Source organism: Streptomyces sp. WAC06614 (assembly GCF_003949795.1).
GTDB lineage: Bacteria > Actinomycetota > Actinomycetes > Streptomycetales > Streptomycetaceae > Streptomyces.
The window spans coordinates 1-16,139 of sequence record NZ_RPRY01000161.1; the positions used below are offsets into that span (position 1 = coordinate 1).

Below are 16,139 nucleotides of genomic sequence, written 5' to 3' on the forward strand. Positions count from 1 at the left end.
GCCGGGCCCGTCGGGGTCGCCGGGGCAGCCGGGCCTGCCGGCGGCAGTGGTGCGCGCGGGCGCAGCCCCGAGGAGGCCCGCGCGCGGATGACCGCCTACCGCGACGGCTGGACGCGCGGCGCCGGGACGGCGTCGGACGACTCCCGCCGCTCAGGCTACGAAGGAGAAGAAGGATGATCGAACACCAGAGAACCGGCCTGGGCGTCGACCTGGACCGCGTCCGCCGGTCCGGCGAACTCGACTGGCTGCTGGACGACCTCGTGGTCCGGGTCCGTGAGGTCCGGCACGCCGTCGTCCTGTCCAACGACGGCCTGGCCGTGGGCGCCTCCACCGGACTGGGCCGCGACGACGCCGAGCACCTGGCCGCCGTGGCCTCCGGGTTCCACAGCCTGGCCAAGGGTGCCGGCCGGCACTTCCGGGTCGGTGAGGTGCGCCAGACCATGGTCGAGATGGACGAGGGCTGCCTCTTCGTCGCCACCGCCGGTGACGGTTCCTGCCTGGCCGTCCTCAGCGCGGCCGGCGCCGACATCGGGCTGATCGCCTACGAGATGGCCCGGTTGGTCAAACGCGTGGGCGAGCACCTGTACACACCGCCGCGGGCCGCCGTGCGGCCGCCGGCCGCGGGCTGAGGCGGTCCGATCCATGAACGTCCAGTGGTACGACGCCGAGGCGGGCCCGCTGGTCCGCCCGTACGCCGTGACCGGAGGCCGGACCAAGCCGGGGCCGCACGGCGTCCGGTTCGACCTGATCGCGCTGGTGGCCGTGGAACCGGGCGGGGCCGACACCGGGGACGAGGCCCTGCTCGGGCCCGAGCACCGGTCGCTGCTCGGGCTCTGCCGGGCCGAGACGCAGTCGGTCGCGGAACTCGCCGCCGACGCCGACCTGCCGGTCGGCGTGGTGCGCGTACTGCTGGGGGACCTGCTGGAAGCGGGGCACGTGCGGGTCAGCAGACCCGTACCGGCGGCGCAGCTGCCGGACGAGCGGATTCTGCGGGAAGTCATCGAGGGGTTGAGAGCACTGTGACGGGACGCTACGGAGCGGACGCGGGACGGGAGGCGGCGCCGACGCCGCAGCCGCAAGGGGAAACGGGCCCGGGTCCGGGGCCGCGGGCGGAGGCCGGGCACGAGCCGGAGCCGGAGCCCGAGCTGGCCGCGCTCGCGTTGAAGATCCTGGTGGCGGGCGGTTTCGGGGCCGGCAAGACCACCATGGTCGGGGCGGTGAGCGAGATCCGCCCCCTGCGGACGGAGGAACTCCTCAGCGAGGCGGGCGAACGCGTCGACGACACCGGCGGGGTGGACCACAAGACCACCACCACGGTCGCCATGGACTTCGGGCGCATCACCATCCGGTCGGGACTGGCGCTGTACCTGTTCGGCACGCCCGGGCAGGACCGGTTCTGGTTCCTGTGGGACGAGCTCGCGCAGGGCGCCCTCGGCGCGGTGGTGCTCGCCGACACCCGGCGCCTGCAGGACTGCTTCCCCGCGGTGGACTACTTCGAGCACCGCGGCATCCCGTTCGTCGTCGCCGTCAACTGCTTCGCGGGAGCACGGACGTACGGCGCCCACGAGGTCGCCGTGGCGCTGGACCTGGAGCGGGGCACGCCGGTGGTGCTGTGCGACGCGCGGGACAAGGACTCGGGGAAGGAAGTGCTGATCAGGCTGGTCGAGTACGCCGGGCGGGTGCACACCGCCCGGCTGCTCGAAGCGGTCGGTCCCCAGGCGGGGCCGGCGTGAGGTCAGTCGGCGACGCCCGTTTCGGAGACGACCTTGTCGATCCTTACCCGCACCAGGAGTTCACCGGGCACGGCATTGCGCCGCCCGAAGGCCTCGGCCCGGTCCGCCCCCATGTAGCGGCCGCCGATCCGGGTCGCCCAGGTGAGGCGCTCGTCCGCGTCCTCGCTGATCTCGGCCCGGCCGTGGAGCACGACGTACGCGAACGGCGGCCGTTCGTCGTCCACGCAGAGCGCGACCCGGCCGTCGCGGACCAGATTCCGCCCCTTGACGGTGTCCTTGCCGGTGGTGAACACGAGGGAGTCGCCGTCGAGAACGAACCAGATGGGTGCGATGTGCGGACTTCCGTCCGCCCGGACGGTGGCCAGTTTGCCGGTGCGCGTGGAACGGCTCACGAACGCCCGCCATTCCTCTTGAGTCATCTTCCTCGCCATGGGTACATCGTGCTTGCCGGAAAGCCCCTGGTGGGGAAGGCTGGCGGAACGATGACCACGGGGGACGACGGGGAGGGGCGGAAATGGCACTGGACAAGCAGCTCGACTGGCTGCTGGACGATCTGACGCGCAGGGTCCAGCAGGTGCGGCATGCGGTGGTGCTCTCCAACGACGGCCTGGTCACCGGCGCGAGCGCCGGCCTGGCCAGGGAGGACGCCGAGCATCTGGCCGCGGTCTCGGCGGGCCTGCAGAGCCTGGCCAAGGGCTCGGGCCGCCATTTCCGTGCGGGCGAGGTCCGCCAGACCATGGTCGAGTACGACGACGGGGTGCTCTTCGTGATGGGCGCGGGTCCCGGCAGCTGCCTGTGCGTCCTGAGCGGCGCGGAGGCCGACATCGGCCAGGTCGCCTACGAGATGACGCTCCTGGTCAACCGGGTCGGCGAACACCTCGGGGTGGCGGAACGCCGGGTCACGGGCGGGTAGTCGGAGTCGGCTGGAGTCGGTCGGGGGAGTTATCCACAGGCCTGGCCGGGTGTCGTGACGCTCGGTTACGTTCTTCACGCAACGTAGTGGATGCGTGTGGGGAGGACGTCATGAAGGTCCAGGACAGGCGTACGGACGCTGTCGGTGGTGCGGCCGCTGCCGGTGGTGCGGGCGTGGTCGGTGGTGCGCGCGTGGTCGGCGGCCCGGGCGAGGCCGAGGGGGCGCAGGAGCTGGTGCCCGGGGCGCGGGCCGCCGGAGAGCTGGGGCTGCGCCGCGGGGAGTTCCACCGGGCCGTCCAGCTCGGGCTGGTGCGGGCCGGGCCCCGCATGCCGGGGGCCGGAGTGCGGTTTGCCCGGGCCGAGTTGGAGCGGGTCAGGGCCGGGGCCGGGTTCCCCGAGGACCTGCGGGAGCAGGTCGAGACGGTGGGCGCGGCGGCCGCGGCCGAGCTGCTCGGGATCGGCCCGAGCCGGTTCACCCGGCTCGCCCGGTGCGGGCACGTGGTGCCCGTGGCCTATCGGATCAACCGCTACCGTGCCGTGGTCTGGCTCTATCTGGCCCGGGAGTTACGGGAGTTCGCCCGGCGGGAGCAGCCGGGGCCGCTGCGCGGCGGGGTGTCCCCGGAGGACCGGGAGCTGATCCTGGCCGGGACGGATCTGCGGCCCCGCCGCTGGCGGGAGCGGCACGTGGAGCTGCTGCTGAGACGGACCGCCGACCCGTGGGCCCGCGCCGCGGTGCTCGCCTCCGTCCTGCCCGAGGAGACGGTCCGGGAGGCCGTGCCGGACGAGGCGGAGCGGGTGCTCCTGTCCGGCCTGGCCCCGCCCCCGCCGTACGGCCATCCGCAGGCCCCGGCCGCCGCGCAGGTCGCCGAGCGGCTGCTCCGCGCGGAGCAGCCCGACGAAGTCGACTCCTACCGCAGCGGTCTGGCGTTCACCCTGACCGGAGCCCGGCGCCGGCCTCAGTCGAAGACGACGGGGGAGAGGGGGCCGACGTAGACCCAGGCCCCACCCTCACGGGTGAAGCTGCTGTTCTCCTGCAGCGAGCCGGAGTGCTTCCCCTCGCGGTAGTGCGCCCGGAACTCGACCGACCCCTCGGTCTCGAACATCCCACCCCGTTCGGTGCCGAGGATCTCCAGCCGGACCCACTGCTGCCCGGGATCCAGGTCGAGCCGGGAGGGGCGGGTCGTGGAGTGCCAGGACCGCAGCAGGTAGGCGGTGTCGCCCACGGCGAACGCGCTGAACCGGGACCGCATCAGCAGCTCGGCGGTGGGCGCCTGCTGCGCGCCGGAGTGGAAGCGGCCGCATCTACGACCTGGACGACGGAGACCAGCAGCCTGCCTTCCAGGTCGTAGATGCGGCCGCGGGCCAGGCCCCGGCCGCCGTGGGCGATGGGTGACTCCTGGTCGTACAGGAACCACTCGTCGGCCCGGAACGGCCGGTGGAACCACATGGCGTGGTCGAGGGAGGCCATGTCGAAACCGCGCACGCCCCACAGGGGTTCCACGGGGGTGCGCACGGCGTCGAGGAGGGTCATGTCACTGGCGTAGGTCAGTGCGCAGGTGTGCACCAGCGGGTCGTCGCCCAGCGGGCCGACGGCACGCATCCACACCGCGCTGCGGGAATCGGCCGACTTGATCTCTTCGGGGGTCCAGCGCAGCCGGTCCACGTACCGGATGTCGAAGGGCTGGCGGCGGGCCATCCGCTCCAGCGCCTCGGGCAGGGCGCCCAGGTGCTCGCGGATCTCGTCCGCGACCTTCGGCAGCGTGTCCGGATGGGGGAAGTCGAGGCGGGGAGGCAGCTGGTGCTCGATGCTGCCCTCCTCCGGGTGATGGAAGGAGGCGGTGAGGTTGAAGATCGTACGGCCCTGCTGGACCGCGGTGACCCGGCGCGTGGTGAAGGAACGCCCGTCGCGCACCCGCTCCACCTGGTACACGATCGGCACCCCGGGGATACCGGGGCGCAGGAAGTACGCGTGCAGCGAGTGCACCGGACGGTCGCTCTCGACGGTCCGGCCGGCGGCCACCAGTGCCTGGCCGGCCACCTGGCCGCCGAAGACACGCTGGAGGGACTCCTGCGGGCTGAGCCCGCGGAAGATGTTGACCTCGATCTGCTCCAGGTCGAGCAGATCCACGAGTCTCTCGGCGGGGTTCGTCATCAGAGGATCTCCACTGCTGTCGGTTCCGGAGGTGCGGACGGTACAGACGGTACGGGCGTTGCGGCCGGCACGGTCGGTACCCCCGGCCGTGGCCCGGCCGGCGGGCCGGTCAGCGCCGCCCCCGGCCATGGCCGGGCCGGCGGGCCGGTCAGAGTTCGCCGACCGAGGTGACCCGGATGACCGCCCGGCCTTCCTCGTCCGAGGCCGCGAGGTCGACCTCGGCGCTGATGCCCCAGCCATGGTCGCCGTTCGGGTCGGCGAAGGTCTGGCGGACGCGCCACAGGCCGTGCGCCGGGTCCTCCTCGATCATCAGCAGCTTCGGGCCGCGGGCGTCCGGGCCGGTGCCCAGGTCCTCGTACTCGTCCCAGTACGCGTCCATGGCCTCGCCCCAGGCGTCGGCGTCCCAGCCGGACTCGGCGTCCAGCTCGCCCAGCTCCTCGACGTGGTCCAGGGCGGCCAGCTCCACCCGGCGGAACATGGCGTTGCGGACCAGCACGCGGAAGGCCCGCGCGTTCGCCGTCACCGGCTTGACCTGGTCGGCCTTCTCCTGGGCCTCCTCCGCCGTCTCCAGCTCCGGGTTCGCCAGCTGCTCCCACTCGTCCAGCAGGCTGGAGTCGACCTGGCGGACCATCTCGCCCAGCCAGGCGATGAGGTCCTCCAGGTCCTCGGACTTCAGGTCGTCCGGGATCGTGTGGTCCAGCGCCTTGTACGCGCCGGCCAGGTAGCGCAGCACGATGCCCTCGGTGCGGGCCAGTTCGTAGAAGGAGGTGAACTCGGTGAAGGACAGCGCCCGCTCGTACATGTCGCGGACGATCGACTTGGGCGAGACCGGGTGGTCCCCGACCCACGGGTGGCTCTTGCGGTACACGCCGTACGCGTGCTGGAGGAGTTCTTCCAGCGGCTTGGGATAGGTGACCTCCTGGAGGCGCTCCATCCGCTCCTCGTACTCGACCCCGTCCGCCTTCATGGCGTTCACGGCCTCGCCGCGCGCCTTGTTCTGCTGGGCGGCCAGGATCTGCCGCGGGTCGTCGAGGGTGGACTCCACCACCGACACCATGTCGAGGGCGTAGGAGGGGGACTCCGGGTCGAGCAGGTCGAAGGAGGCCAGGGCGAAGGTGGACAGCGGCTGGTTGAGCGCGAAGTCCTGCTGCAGGTCCACGGTCAGCCGGATCGTGCGGCCCTCGGCGTCGGGCGTGTCGAGCTGTTCCACGACCCCGCCGTCCAGCAGCGACCGGTAGATCGCGATGGCCCGGCGGATGTGGCGCAGCTGGTTCTTGCGGGGCTCGTGGTTGTCCTCCAGCAGCCGGCGCATCGCCTCGAAGGCGTTGCCCGGGCGGGCGATCACCGACAGGAGCATGATGTTGGTGACCTTGAAGCGGGAGGTCAGCGGCTCCGGCTCGGAGGCGATCAGCTTCTCGAAGGTGGTGTCGGTCCAGCCGACGAAGCCCTCGGGCGCCTTCTTGCGGACCACCTTGCGGCGCTTCTTCGGGTCGTCGCCGGCCTTGGCGAGCGCCTTCTCGTTCTCGATGACGTGCTCGGGCGCCTGCGCCACCACGAAGCCGGCCGTGTCGAATCCGGCGCGTCCGGCCCGCCCGGCGATCTGGTGGAACTCGCGGGCGCGCAGGGTGCGCACCCGGTTGCCGTCGTACTTGGTGAGGGCGGTGAAGAGCACGGTGCGGATCGGGACGTTGACCCCGACCCCGAGGGTGTCGGTGCCGCAGATGACCTTCAGCAGACCGGCCTGGGCCAGCTTCTCCACCAGCCGCCGGTACTTGGGCAGCATGCCCGCGTGGTGCACGCCGATGCCGTGGCGCACGTAGCGGGAGAGGTTCTTGCCGAACTTGGTGGTGAAGCGGAAGTTGCCGATCAGCTCGGCGATCTTGTCCTTCTCCTCGCGCGAGCACATGTTGATGCTCATCAGCGACTGCGCCCGCTCCACGGCCTGGGCCTGGGTGAAGTGGACGATGTAGACGGGGGCCTGCTTCGTCGACAGCAGCTCGGTCAGGGTGTCGGTGATCGGCGTGGTGACGTACTCGTAGGACAGCGGGACGGGCCGGGTGGCCGAGCGCACCACCGACGTGGGGCGGCCGGTGCGGCGGGTCAGGTCCTCCTCGAACCGCGACACGTCGCCGAGCGTCGCCGACATCAGCACGAACTGCGCCTGCGGAAGCTCCAGCAGCGGGATCTGCCAGGCCCAGCCGCGGTCCGGTTCGGCATAGAAGTGGAATTCGTCCATCACGACCTGGCCGATGTCGGCGTCCTTGCCGTCGCGCAGGGCGATGGAGGCGAGCACCTCGGCGGTGCAGCAGATCACGGGGGCGTCCGCGTTCACGGAGGCGTCGCCGGTCAGCATGCCGACGTTCTCGGTGCCGAACAGCTTGCACAGGTCGAAGAACTTCTCCGACACCAGCGCCTTGATCGGGGCGGTGTAGAAGGTGACCTTGTCCTGGGCCAGCGCGGTGAAGTGCGCGCCGGCCGCGACCAGGCTCTTGCCGGAGCCGGTCGGGGTGGACAGGATCACGTTCGCCCCGGAGACGACCTCGATCAGCGCCTCCTCCTGAGCCGGGTACAGGGTGATGCCCTGGTCCTCCGCCCACGAGGAGAAGGCCTCGAAGAGGGCGTCGGGGTCGGCGGTCGGCGGCAGCTGATCAATGAGTGTCACGCCCCCCATCTTGCCTGGCCGACCGCCCGATGCGGGAACCGGAGGCGGAATCGAAGATCACCGGACGATAGGGTGGGCCGTCGACGATCACCACACCACCGGGGCGGGAACAACCATGATGGGTCCGGCACACTCACTGTCGGGGGCGGCCGCCTGGCTGGGAGTGGGTGCCGCGGCCGCGGCACTGGACCGGCCGATGCCCTGGCCCGTGCTCGTCGTGGGCGCGCTGATCTGCGCCGGGGCGGCCCTGGCGCCCGACCTCGACCACAAGTCGGCGACGATCTCCCGCGCCTTCGGACCGCTCTCGCGGGGCCTGTGCGAGGTGGTCGACAAGCTCTCCTATGCCGTCTACAAGGCCACCCGTACCTCCCACGACCCCCGCCGTTCCGGTGGTCACCGCACCCTGACGCACACCTGGCTGTGGGCGGTCCTGGTCGGCGCCGGCTCCTCCGCCCTCGCGGTCACCGCCGACCGCTGGGGTGTGCTGGCCCTGCTCTTCGTCCACCTGGTGCTGGCCGTGGAGGGGCTGCTGTGGCGGGCCGCCCGGGTCTCCAGCGACGTGCTCGTCTGGCTGCTCGGTGCGACCAGCGCGTGGATCCTGGCCGGGGTCCTGGACGGGCCGGGCGGTGGCGCGGGCTGGCTGTTCACCGGCCCGGGCCAGGAGTACCTCTGGCTCGGTCTGCCGATCGTGCTCGGCGCGCTGGTCCACGACATCGGCGACGCGCTGACCGTGTCGGGCTGCCCGATCCTGTGGCCGGTCCCGATCGCGGGCAAGCGCTGGTACCCCGTGGGCCCGCCGAAGGGGCTTCGCTTCCGCGCCGGCAGCTGGGTCGAGCTGAAGGTGCTGATGCCCGTGTTCATGCTGCTCGGCGGTATGGGCGGGGCCTCGGCCCTCGGGTTCATCTAGCCCAGGGCCGGTCCGGCGGACCAGGGCCGGACCGGCCCTGGCCCCCGGGGCTCCGTACGGGCCCGCCCGGGCCGGACCGGCCCTGGCCCCGGGGACCCGGGCTCCGTACGGGCGCCCGGGCCGGCCGCGGCCCACCCGGGCCGGCCGGGGCCCACCCGGGCCGGCCGGGGCCCACCCGGGCCGGCCGGGGCCCGCCCAGGGGCCCGGTCCTGAGCCGGTCAGCCGTGCCAGGAGCGCCAGAGGGCCGCGTACGCGCCGTCCGCGGCCACGAGCTGGTCGTGGGAGCCGAGTTCGCTGATCCGGCCGCCCTCCACCACGGCGATCACGTCCGCGTCGTGGGCGGTGTGCAGCCGGTGCGCGATCGCGACGACCGTGCGTCCGTCCAGCACCCGGGCCAGTGACCGCTCCAGGTGCCGGGCCGCGCGCGGGTCCAGCAGCGAGGTGGCCTCGTCCAGCACCAGCGTGTGCGGGTCGGCCAGCACCAGCCGGGCCAGGGCGATCTGCTGCGCCTGGGCCGGGGTCAGGGCGGTCCCGCCGGAGCCCACCTCGGTGTCCAGGCCCTCCTCCAGCGCCCGTGCCCAGTCCTCGGCGTCCACCGCCGCGAGCGCCGTCCACAGCTCGGCGTCCTCGGCGTCCGTCCGGGCCAGCCGCAGGTTGTCGCGCAGGGTTCCGACGAACACGTGGTGCTCCTGGTTGACCAGCGCCACGTGTTCCCGGATCCGCTCGGCCGGCATCTTCGACAGCCGGGCCCCGCCGAGGGTGACCTCGCCGGCCCGGGGCGCGTAGATGCCCGCCAGGAGCCGGCCCAGCGTGGACTTGCCTGCGCCCGAGGGGCCGACCAGCGCCACCCGGGTGCCGGGCGGCACGGACAGGGACACCTCGTGCAGGACGTCCACGCCCTCGCGGTAGCCGAAGCGGACCTCGTCCGCCCGCACGTCGCGGCCCTCGGGTGCGACGCCCGCGTCCCCCGCGTCCGGCTCGATCTCGCGCACGCCCACCAGCCGGGCCAGGGACACCTGGGCGATCTGGAGCTCGTCGTACCAGCGCAGGATCAGTCCGATCGGGTCGACCATCATCTGGGCCAGCAGCGCACCCGTCGTCAGCTGACCCACCGACAGCCAGCCCTGCAGCACGCAGGAGCCGCCGATCAGCAGGACCGCACCGAGGATGGTGACGAAGGTGACGTTGATGACCGGGAACAGCACGCTGCGCAGGAACAGCGTGTACCGCTCCCAGGCCGTCCACTGCGTGATCCGCCGCTCCGACAGGGCGATCCGGCGGCGGCCCAGCCGGTGCGCCTCGACCGTGCGGCCGGCGTCCACCGTCTCGGTGAGTGCCGCCGCCACCGCCGCGTACCCGGCAGCCTCCGACCGGTACGCCGACGGCGCCCGCCGGAAGTACCAGCGGCAGCCGATCAGCAGCACCGGCAGCGCCAGGAGCGCGGCCAGGGCCAGCGGCGGCGCGGTCACGGCGAGCGCCCCGAACAGCAGCCCGACCCACACCACACCGATGGCCAGCTGCGGCACGGCCTCGCGCATCGCGTTGGCCAGCCGGTCGACGTCGGTGGTGATCCGCGAGAGCAGGTCACCGGTGCCGGCCCGTTCCAGCACGCCCGGCGGCAGACCCACCGACCGCACCAGGAAGTCCTCGCGCAGATCGGCCAGCATCTCCTCGCCGAGCATCGCCCCGCGCAGCCGGACCAGCCGGACGAACACCGTCTGGACGGCCAGCGCCAGCGCGAACAGCAGCGTCACCCGCCCCAGATGGAGCTCGCGCGCCCCGCCGGCGAGGTCGTCGACGACCTCACCCAGCAGGTACGGGCCGATCATGGAGGAGACCACCGCGACCGCGTTCACGGCCACCAGCGCCACGAACGCCCGCCGGTGCCGGCGCAGCAGCGTGCCCACGTACGTGCGCACGGTCGCCGGGGTGCCCACCGGCAGGGTGGCCGCCGTTTCGGGCGCCGCCGGATCGTAGGACGGCGGTGCCATGCCGATCATGCCGACTCCTCGATCTCCGTCAGTTCCGCCGTCAGGTCGGCCGCCAGGTCCGCCGTCCTGTCCGCCGTGCGTCCAGGGGCCGGCCGTCCCGCGGCCGGGACCGCCGGGACCGCCGGGACCGCCGGTCCCGCCGTGCCCACCGGCCGCACCGCCCGCTGTTCCTCGTCCGTCTCCCGGGTGACCACCGTCCGGTAGCGCGGTTCGGTGCGCAGGAGCTCCCGGTGCGTGCCGACTGCCGCCACCGTGCCCTCGTGCACCAGCACCACCCGGTCGGCCCGGTCCAGCAGCAGGGGCGACGAGGCCAGCACCACCGTGGTGCGTCCCCGGCGCAGCCGGGCGACCCCCTCGGCGATCCGGGCCTCGGTGTGCGAGTCGACCGCGGAGGTCGGCTCGTCCAGGACCAGGACCTCGGGATCGGTGACCAGCGACCGGGCGAGCGCCAGCCGCTGGCGCTGTCCGCCGGACAGCGACCGGCCCCGCTCGGTGATCCGCGCGTCCATCGGGTCGGTGACCCCGTCCGGCGCGGACTGCACCAGCGCCTCCAGCACGTCCGCGCACTGCGCCGCGCCCAGCGCGTCCGCCGCCGGGACCTGCCCGGAGGACGGTACGTCGAGCAGTTCGCGCAGCGTCCCGGACAGCAGCACCGGGTCCTTGTCCTGGACCAGGACCAGCGTGCGCGCCCGGTCCCGCTCCAGTGCGTCCAGCGGTACGCCGCCCAGCAGGACGGGGGCGCCCGCCCCCGGCTCGGCCGGATGGCCGCCGAGCCGCTCCGCCAGCCGGCCCGCCAGGTCCGGGTCGCCGCACACCAGGGCCGTCAGCAGGCCCGCCGGGGCCAGCACACCGGTCTCCGGGTCGTAGAGGTCCCCGCCCGGTTCCGGCGCGGCCACCGCCGCCGGACGCTCCGCGGCCGGTGCGGCGGGCGCCTCCCGGGTCAGCGACAGCACCCGCGCCGCCCGCTTCGCCGACGGCCGGGAGAAGGAGTACGCCATGGCGATCTCCTCCACGTGCCGCAGCGGGTAGAGCATCGTGGTCACCGCGCTGAACGCCGTGACCAGTTCACCGACCGCGATCCGGTCGTCCTGCACCAGCGCGGCGCCGTACCGGACCACGGTGACCAGCAGCGCGCCCGGCAGCAGCACCTGGAGGGCCGAGATCAGCGACCACATCCGGGCGCTGTGCACGGCGGCCTTCCGGACCTCCTGGGAGGCGTCCCGGTAGCGCCCCAGGAACAGTTCCTCGCCGCCGATGCCGCGCAGCACCCGGAGCCCGGCCACGGTGTCCGAGGCCAGCTCGGTCGCCCGGCCCGCCTTCTCCCGCTGGGCGTCGGCGCGCCGGGTGGCGCGCGGCAGCAGCGGCAGCACGGCCAGGGCCAGCAGCGGCACACCGACGGCCACGACCATGCCGAGGGCCGGCGAGAGGACCAGCAGCCCGATGCAGATCACGACCACGGCGAAGGCCGCCGCGAGGAAGCGGGAGACCGCCTCCACGAACCAGCCGATCTTCTCCACGTCACCGGTGGAGACGGCCACCACCTCGCCCGCCGCCACCCGCCGGGTCAGGGCCGCGCCCAGCTCGGCCGTCTTCCGCGCGAGCAGCTGCTGCACCCGCGCGGCGGCGGTGATCCAGTTGGTGACGGCCGCGCGGTGGAGCATCGTGTCGCCGACGGCGATGGCGGCGCCCGCCAGCAGGAGCAGCCCGCCCACCTGGAGCAGTCGGCCGCCGTCGCGGTCCACGACCGCCTCGACCCCCAGGCCCACCGCGAACGGCAGACCGGCGATCCCGCAGAAGTGCAGCAGCCCCCAGCCCAGCGCGACGAGCTGGTTGCCCAGCTGGTTGCGCCCGAGCCACCACAGGAACCGGGGCCCGGACCGGGCGTCGGGCACCCCTGGATCCGGGTAGGGAAGATCGCTGATCTGCATGAAACCCCATGACTCGGAAGGACTCGACGAGTGGTCGACCCGACGAGTGGTCGGTCCGGGCGGGTGGCCGGACCGTGTCAGGTTGGTCCTCCGGGACGTCCTGGGCAATCGATTTTCCGGGGGACGGGACGGCCACCGGAGGGGCCCGGGGCCGTCCGTCGCCCGCTGCCGCGGGCGGCCCGGCGGCCCGGCGGACGCCCCGGCGGGCGGCTCGGATCAGGTCCGGGTCGCCCGTTCCAGTTCCTGGAGCACCGACCGGTAGCGGCGGCCGGTGGCCCGGTCCATCCCCACCTCGCACATCCGGTTGGCCGAAAGGTGCACGTCGTAGGCCTGCGCCCGCACTTCCGCCGCCTCCGGGCGGGTCGCGGACGCGGTCAGCTCCGGGTGCAGCATGCCGCGGTCGCCGGCGAAGGCGCAGCAGCCCGCGTCGTCCGGCACCACCACCTGCGCGGCACAGGCCGCGGCCACCTCCCGCAGCTCCGCCTCATCACCCAGATGGCGCATCGAACAGGTGGGGTGGAGCACCGCCGAGCCCACCGTCCGGCGCACCTCCAGGTGCGGCAGCAGCTCCCGGGCCGCCCACACCACCGAGTCCAGCACGGTCAGTGCGGCGTGCAGCTCACGGTTGGGCCCGCTCAGGTACGGCACCACCTCGTGGGCCAGACCCAGGGCGCAGGACGAGGCGTCGACGACCAGCGGCAGCCGCCCGCCGGCCGTCCAGCCCCAGGCCGCCTCCACGATCCGGTTCGCCATCACCCGGTTGCCGGCCGCGTACCCCTTGGAGTGCCAGATCGTCGCGCAGCAGGTGCCCGTCACGTCCCCGGGGATCCACACCGGTCTCCCGGCCCGCGCGGACACCGCCACCACCGCCTCCGGCAGCGGCAGGACGTCCGCGGGCCCGCCGAAGATCCGGTTGACGCAGGCCGGGTAGTACACGGCGGCGGCGCCCACCCGCCGGGTGGCGGGCAGCCGGTTCGGGGCCGCCCCCGGCACCTGCGGCAGCCACCGCGGCACCAGGTCGGGACGTACGGCCCTGCGCACGGCGCCCGTCGCCGCGCCCAGCAGCCGGTCCGCGATCCGGTCCGGCACCGCGTCGGCGGCGGCCACCGCCCGGCGGGCCGCCCGCTCCACCGCCGCGAAGTGCCGCGCCGCCCGCTCCGCGGCCCGCTCCTCGCGTGCCCCGTGCCGCCGACCGCGGAACTCGCGCATCATCGCGCCGGTGTCGATGCCGACGGGGCAGGCGAGCGCGCAGGTGGAGTCCACGGCACAGGTGTCCACCGCGTCGTAGCCGTACGCCTCCAGCAGCCCGTCCAGCACGGGGGAGCCGGGCTCCTGCCGCAGCATCTCGCGGCGCAGCACGATCCGCTGGCGCGGAGTGGTCGTCAGGTCCTGGCTGGGGCAGGTCGGTTCGCAGAACCCGCACTCGATGCAGGGGTCCGCGACCGCCTCGACCCGGGGAATCGTCTTGAGCCCGCGCAGGTGGGCGCGCGGATCGCGGTCGAGCAGGATCCGCGGGGCGAGCACCCCGTGCGGGTCGACCAGCCGTTTGGTGCGCCACATCAGGTCGGTGGCCCGCGGCCCCCACTCCAGTTCCAGGTACGGGGCCATGTTGCGCCCGGTGGAGTGCTCCGCCTTGAGCGAGCCGTCGAACCGCTCCACGGTCAGCCGGCAGAACGCGTCCATGAAGGCGGCGTAGCGTTCCACGTCGGCGGGCTCACCGGCGTCGAAGGCCAGCAGGAAGTGCAGGTTGCCGTGGGCGGCGTGGCCGGCGACGGCGGCGTCGAAACCGTGCTCGGCCTGGAGCGCCAGCAGGGCTGCGCAGGCCTCGGCCAGCCGGTCCGGCGGCACCGCGAAATCCTCGGTGATCAGCGTGGACCCGGCGGGCCGGGCCCCGCCGACGGCGGTCACGAAGGCCTTGCGGGCCTTCCAGTACCCGGCGATCACCGCCGGGTCGTCGGTGAAGGCGTTGGTCACCGAGGGGACCGGGGCCACCAGTTCCAGTCCGGCCAGCAGTCCGGCCGCGCGCCGGGCGTACTCCGCCCGGCCCGGCTCGTCCGGTGCCCGGAACTCCACCAGCAGCGCGGTCGTGCCCGGCGGCAGCCGGGCCCAGTCCGCCGGTACGCCGGCCACGCTGACCGAGGCCCGCAGCGTGTTGCCGTCCATCAGCTCGACGGCGACCGCCCCGGCCCCGTTGAACCGCGGCACGGCGGCGGCCGCCGCGGGCAGCGAGGGGAAGAACAGCAGCGCGCTGAGCGCCAGCCGGTCCAGCGGCAGCGTGTCGAACACCGTCTCGGCGATGAACCCGAGGGTGCCCTCCGACCCGACCGCGAGCCCGCGCAGGATCTCCACCGGCGTGGTGCCGTCCAGGAAGGCGTCGAGCCGGTAGCCGGTGGTGTTCTTGATCGCGTACTTGGCACGGATCCGGGCGACCAGTTCCGCATCGGCCTCGATCTCGCGCTTGAGCTCCAGCAGCCCCCGGCACAGCGCCGGTTCGGCCCGGGCCAGCTCCTCGTCGGCCAGCGGGTCGGCGGTGTCCACCACCGTGCCGCCCGGCAGCACCAGGGTCAGGGAGGACAGCGTGCGGTAGGCGTTGCGGGTGGTGCCCGCGGTCATGCCCGAGGCGTTGTTGGCGACCACCCCGCCCACGGTGCAGGCCACCGCGCTGGCCGGGTCGGGGCCGAGCACCCGGCCGTACCGGGCGAGGGCGGCGTTCGCGCGGAACACGGTGGTACCGGGTCGGATCCGGGCCCGCCGGCCCTCCTCCAGCACGTCGACGCCGGTCCAGTGCCGGCGCACGTCGACCAGGATGTCCTCGCCCTGGGCCTGCCCGTTGAGCGAGGTGCCGGCGGCCCGGAACACCACCTCGTGCCGGTGGCCGCGGGCGTAGGAGAGGACCGCGGAGATGTCGTCGAGGTCCTCGGCGAGGACCACGACCTGCGGCACGAACCGGTACGGGGAGGCGTCCGAGGCGTAGCGCACCAGGTCGGAGACCTTCCACAGCACCTTCTCCGGGCCCAGCAGCTCGGTCAGCCCGGAGCGCAGCAGCGCCGGGGTGCCGCCCGCCAGCCGGTCGGGGACCCGGTCGGGGGCCGGCCCCCGCACGGAGTGCGGCCGCAGGGCCGAACGCTTCGGTTCCAGCAGCGGCATGCGGGCCCCCTTGCCCTGGCGGTGGTCAGCAGCGGCGTTCCGTCCCTGCGGACAGCGCGTTCAGCAGCCCGCCGAGCACCTCGCGCTGATCGGCGGTCAACGGTGCAAGGATCTCCTCCGCCGCCGCCGTCCGCGCGTTGCGCAGCCGCCTCAGCGTGGCGCGTCCGGTGTCGGTGAGCTCGATCCGGACCACCCGCCGGTTGGCGGGGTCGGGGGCGCGGCGTACGCAGTCGGCCGCCTCCAGGCCGTCGACCAGCGTGGTCACCGCACGCGGTACGACCTCCAGCCGGGCGGCGAGGTCGGCCATCCGGGGCGGCTGCCCGCCCTGGTAGTGCGCGACCACCCGCAGCAGCCGGGACTGGGCCGGGGTGATGCCCAGGGGTTCCAGGTGGCGCTTCTGGATCCGGTGCAGCCGCCGGGTCAGCCGCAGCAGCTGCTCGGCGAGGATCCCGTCGGGCGCGTCGCCCCCGTCGGTCAGCGCGTCGCTGAACCTGCCGGTGAAGCCCTCGGTGAACCCGCCGGTGGGGTCCGTGCCGGGGAGGCCGAGGCCGGGGAGGTCGGAAGCGGTGCTCATACGAAGCACCCTAACAGGATGGCGCTCACTGTGAGCACAGGTAACAATGAGCGGTGTTCCGTCGCCTCGTCCCGAGAAGGAGCCCATGCACCACGACGAACCCGGCTGGACCCCCTCCCAGCGTCCCCTCGCC

13 protein-coding genes and 1 pseudogene are annotated in these 16,139 nt (G+C 73.8%); 6 read left to right on the forward strand and 8 right to left on the reverse strand.

Going from position 1 to position 16,139, the window contains the following annotated elements:
- Positions 1-173: 173 nt before the first annotated feature.
- The 3 genes from EF918_RS21240 to EF918_RS21250 all read left to right on the forward strand — a co-directional run bounded on the left by EF918_RS21240 (position 174) and on the right by EF918_RS21250 (position 1,733).
- Complete coding sequence (locus tag EF918_RS21240) at positions 174-629, forward strand: roadblock/LC7 domain-containing protein (RefSeq protein WP_125648959.1); 456 nt, start codon at positions 174-176, stop codon at positions 627-629.
- 13 nt (positions 630-642) lie between these two features.
- A complete protein-coding gene (locus EF918_RS21245) occupies positions 643-1,023 on the forward strand; it encodes a DUF742 domain-containing protein (protein WP_125648962.1) in 381 nt (126 codons plus the stop codon).
- A 122-nt stretch (positions 1,024-1,145) separates the two neighbouring features.
- The gene (locus EF918_RS21250; protein ID WP_125648995.1) at positions 1,146-1,733 is read left to right on the forward strand and encodes an ATP/GTP-binding protein; all 588 of its coding nucleotides are present in this window, start codon (positions 1,146-1,148) and stop codon (positions 1,731-1,733) included.
- Positions 1,734-1,735: 2 nt separating this feature from the next.
- Here EF918_RS21250 and EF918_RS21255 read toward each other — a convergent pair whose 3' ends face one another.
- Positions 1,736-2,164, reverse strand: coding sequence for a PPOX class F420-dependent oxidoreductase (locus tag EF918_RS21255; protein ID WP_125648965.1), 429 nt, complete (start codon positions 2,162-2,164; stop codon positions 1,736-1,738).
- Between the two features lie 83 nt (positions 2,165-2,247).
- Here EF918_RS21255 and EF918_RS21260 point away from each other — a divergent pair, with 83 nt between their 5' ends.
- Entirely contained in the window at positions 2,248-2,646 is a 399-nt protein-coding gene (locus tag EF918_RS21260; protein WP_125648968.1) for a roadblock/LC7 domain-containing protein, read from the forward strand.
- Between the two features lie 110 nt (positions 2,647-2,756).
- Entirely contained in the window at positions 2,757-3,638 is an 882-nt protein-coding gene (locus EF918_RS21265) for a DUF6397 family protein (protein ID WP_125648971.1), read from the forward strand.
- Here EF918_RS21265 and EF918_RS38360 read toward each other — a convergent pair.
- The 3 genes and pseudogenes from EF918_RS38360 to EF918_RS21280 all read right to left on the reverse strand — a co-directional run.
- Positions 3,602-3,946, reverse strand: a pseudogene (locus EF918_RS38360) (YchJ family protein); the annotation flags it as partial. The gene EF918_RS21265 and the pseudogene EF918_RS38360 overlap by 37 nt on opposite strands.
- A complete protein-coding gene (locus tag EF918_RS21275; RefSeq protein ID WP_125648974.1) occupies positions 3,895-4,797 on the reverse strand; it encodes an acyl-CoA thioesterase II in 903 nt (300 codons plus the stop codon). The pseudogene EF918_RS38360 and the gene EF918_RS21275, both read right to left, overlap by 52 nt.
- Before the next feature lie 148 nt (positions 4,798-4,945).
- Positions 4,946-7,468, reverse strand: a complete 2,523-nt coding sequence (locus EF918_RS21280; RefSeq protein ID WP_125648977.1) for an RNA helicase — start codon at positions 7,466-7,468, stop codon at positions 4,946-4,948.
- A gap of 106 nt (positions 7,469-7,574) precedes the next feature.
- Here EF918_RS21280 and EF918_RS21285 point away from each other — a divergent pair, with 106 nt between their 5' ends.
- Positions 7,575-8,366, forward strand: coding sequence for a metal-dependent hydrolase (locus EF918_RS21285; protein WP_125648980.1), 792 nt, complete (start codon positions 7,575-7,577; stop codon positions 8,364-8,366).
- 218 nt (positions 8,367-8,584) lie between these two features.
- On the opposite strand, the gene EF918_RS21290 is transcribed toward EF918_RS21285, so the two are convergent.
- From EF918_RS21290 to EF918_RS21305, 4 genes are all read right to left on the reverse strand, one after another.
- The gene (locus tag EF918_RS21290; RefSeq protein WP_125648983.1) at positions 8,585-10,366 is read right to left on the reverse strand and encodes an ABC transporter ATP-binding protein; all 1,782 of its coding nucleotides are present in this window, start codon (positions 10,364-10,366) and stop codon (positions 8,585-8,587) included.
- Positions 10,363-12,285, reverse strand: a complete 1,923-nt coding sequence (locus EF918_RS21295) for an ABC transporter ATP-binding protein (RefSeq protein ID WP_125648986.1) — start codon at positions 12,283-12,285, stop codon at positions 10,363-10,365. The genes EF918_RS21290 and EF918_RS21295 overlap by 4 nt, the downstream gene beginning before the upstream one ends.
- 216 nt (positions 12,286-12,501) lie before the next feature.
- Positions 12,502-15,432 (reverse strand): FAD-binding and (Fe-S)-binding domain-containing protein, encoded by a 2,931-nt coding sequence (locus EF918_RS21300; protein ID WP_125648989.1) that lies wholly within the window; start codon positions 15,430-15,432, stop codon positions 12,502-12,504.
- A gap of 25 nt (positions 15,433-15,457) precedes the next feature.
- Positions 15,458-16,006 carry a MarR family winged helix-turn-helix transcriptional regulator gene (locus EF918_RS21305; protein ID WP_125648992.1) on the reverse strand — a complete coding sequence of 183 codons (549 nt, stop codon included), beginning with the start codon at positions 16,004-16,006 and terminating at the stop codon, positions 15,458-15,460.
- Between the last annotated feature and the right edge of the window lie 133 nt (positions 16,007-16,139).